Genomic DNA, 2071 nt, shown 5'->3' with positions numbered 1-2071 from the left:
ACGTGGGTGAGGATGGCCTCGAACTCGCTGCGCGCCCGGCCGTACAGACCCCTGACCAGCAAGTATCGGGCAGCGAGAATGGCCGTGCGCCCGGCGCTGTGGATTGTCTGATCCGGTGATTCGGTGGCCGTGGCTCGATGGAAGAGGTCAAGGGCATGGGGTTGCAGGAGCCGCCAGTGATCCCAATAGTCCGGTTCCTCCGGTACAGCTCTTTCGTGCGCGAACGCCGCGCTGTGCAGGGCAGTGACGGCCGCACCGAGTGCAGCGTGGTCAAGACTTGCATCACGGACCAGCGGATGTACGCGCAGCGTCGGCAACGCATCGGAGCCCCCTGCCGGTGAGAGGTCGACCAGGCCGAGACCAGCCAGGGCCGTAAGCAGCCTCCACACGCCAGGCCCGTCGAGACTCGCTAGCTCCCCAGCGGAAGCCAGCGTTTGCGGGGTCAGAAGCAGGGTGTACGGCAGTGGGGCATCGGCAAACGTAGCGATCAGTCGCAGCAGGGGCCGGGCCAGGGGCATGCCGCGTTGCTCCAGCAGCTCCAAGGACATGGCCCAGGCCTGCGCGATGACGTTGCCCCGGTCCACGAGTGCAAGGCCGCGGTCCAGCGCGGCATGATAGGAGTCGAAGTACACGGGCGTGCCGGGCTCGCGGTAGGCGGCCGGCACTCTGTTGGCGTCGGCGAGGTAGGTGCCGGCGAGCCGGAGGGCCAGGGGGAGCCCTCCCAGGCGTTGGGCCAGGCGTCGGGCATCATCCGGGGGGCCCGCCATGGTGCCCGCGTGGTCACGCAGAATCTGTGCAGCGTCCGCGAGGTCGTCGCCGGTCAGAGGGCTCACCGTATGCAGGATGCAGGCGCTGCCCCACGTGTGTGGGGTGCTGTCTCGGGTGGTCACCAGGACGCTGCCAGCATTGTTGGCGGGCAGCCGGATCCAGCCGGTTCCCTCGCTCAGTCTTCCGGCACCGTCTAGCAGCGCCGGCTCGTCCGCGTTGTCCACCACCAGCAGCCAAGGACGCTCGTACCGTGCCAGATACGACCAGAGCACGTCCGCAGCGTCACCGGCTCGCACTTGCTCGTCGGATGCGCCGGCCTGCCGGGCCACAGCCCGCAAACCAGCCTCAAGAGTGGTGTGCTGGCCTGCGTCGACCCACCACACCTGCTGTGCGAGGCAAAGCCGCCGGTGAACCACCTCCAGAGCGATCGCAGTCTTCCCGGCACCGCCCATCCCGTACAGCACCTGCATCCGCGGGCTTGCCGGAACGGACAGCGAAGACTCCAGCTGCTCGATCAGTGCATCGCGGCCCCGCAGGGGGCACTGTGGATCGCGCAGGCCCAGCGGCGGCGCCACCGTGACTGCGGCAGGTTCAGGAGCGGACCGGGAATCACCGAAATAGACGTCGCGGGCCCGGAAGTCCCGCGCGGCGAGTGAACCGTTGCTGGCCTGCACGCCCGGTGCCGGGGTGTCTTGCATGCCGGGCTCGGTCAGGACCGGTCCGTACCCGGCTGCTGAGGGTTTCCCAGCCGCACCCCATCCCGGATGTTGGCCACACCCGCCGCGAAGGACCCTCCCTCCGCCTTCACCGACAGGTCACCGCCCACCGCCAGCCCGTAAGCACCGGCCACCGCGCCGCCCGCCGCCGTCGCGGCCTTCTGAACCGCAGCCACCGCCTCATTCAGCTCCCGCGCGAAACCGGCGTTCTGCTCTGCAGCCCGGGAGACAGCGGCCTCAACGCGCTGCCGGGTCAGAGCACTCGGCTCGTCCTGGCCGGCCTCCGCCTCCGCCTCCAGCCTCTCCAGCTCCGGGTCAGCGCCCAGCCGCCGGACCACAACCCCGTGCACGCGATCCATCGCCCCGTCGAGAGCCAGATCCACTTCGGCATCAGCCCGTCCCGCCACCCGGCGGGCCTTGCGTACCGCCCACGCGAACACGTAGCCGACCGCGATCTCAACACCCGTCATACCGCCCCCTGTCGCTCATGCAGAGCGTAGCGGGACAGTCACAAACACGGGCATCAAATCCATCAACCACTTGCAGCGTGACCGGTGCCTAGTCTCGCGCCCCACTTCGCCAACGAC

The 2071-nt window shown here is 69.1% G+C and carries 2 protein-coding genes; both read right to left on the bottom strand.

Annotated features, from left to right (window positions below; genetic code table 11):
• Positions 1-1466, bottom strand: a 1466-nt coding sequence (locus GA0115242_RS23515; RefSeq protein ID WP_237549264.1) for an NB-ARC domain-containing protein, incomplete at its 3' end; no start/stop codon positions are given.
• 11 nt (positions 1467-1477) lie between these two features.
• Entirely contained in the window at positions 1478-1954 is a 477-nt protein-coding gene (locus GA0115242_RS23510) for a hypothetical protein (protein ID WP_093831637.1), read from the bottom strand.
• Positions 1955-2071: the final 117 nt, after the last annotated feature.

It is taken from the genome of Streptomyces sp. SolWspMP-5a-2, from assembly GCF_900091845.1.
GTDB classification, from domain to species: domain Bacteria; phylum Actinomycetota; class Actinomycetes; order Streptomycetales; family Streptomycetaceae; genus Streptomyces; species Streptomyces doudnae.
This window is presented reverse-complemented; position numbering and strand designations above follow the sequence as displayed.